The organism is Mesorhizobium sp. M6A.T.Ce.TU.002.03.1.1 (genome assembly GCF_003997275.1).
Taxonomy (GTDB): Bacteria; Pseudomonadota; Alphaproteobacteria; order Rhizobiales; family Rhizobiaceae; genus Mesorhizobium; species Mesorhizobium mediterraneum.
In genome coordinates this window covers 1-434 of record NZ_RZTI01000327.1, presented here as the reverse complement: position 1 = coordinate 434, position 434 = coordinate 1, and the positions used below count along the sequence as shown (strand labels likewise).

Annotated in this window: 2 pseudogenes; both read left to right on the top strand. The window is 64.1% G+C overall.

Annotated elements, in window-relative coordinates:
• A pseudogene (locus EOC93_RS35265) lies at positions 1–148 on the top strand (D-alanyl-D-alanine carboxypeptidase); the annotation flags it as partial.
• An 82-nt stretch (positions 149–230) separates the two neighbouring features.
• Positions 231–434: pseudogene (locus tag EOC93_RS33780) on the top strand (thymidylate kinase); the annotation flags it as partial.

Sequence of the window (434 nt, the reverse complement as noted above, 5' to 3'; positions counted from 1 at the left end):
CCAGCCGGTCGGCGCGCTGCGCGTCTGGATCGGCGACACGCTGAGCCAGGAGACACCGCTTTTCGCCGCCGAGTCGATCAGCGTCGGCACCTTGCCGCAGCGCGCGCTCGATGCCGTCAAGGAACTGGCGATCGGCTGGCTGCGATAGCACCGACAGCATGGACGTTTCCCCGAACGCGGACTATCTAGAGCGCAACAATCCACTCCAACATGGACAAAGGCCCTTTCGATTGGCGCGCGGATTTTTCATCAGCTTCGAAGGCGGCGAGGGCGCAGGCAAGTCGACGCAGATCGAGCGGCTGGCGAGAAAGATGCGCGCCAAGAAGTATGATGTGCTGCTGACGCGCGAACCTGGCGGTTCGCCGGGCGCCGAAGCGGTCAGGCATGTCCTGCTTTCAGGTGCGGCGGAACCCTTCGGACCGAAGATGGAAGCG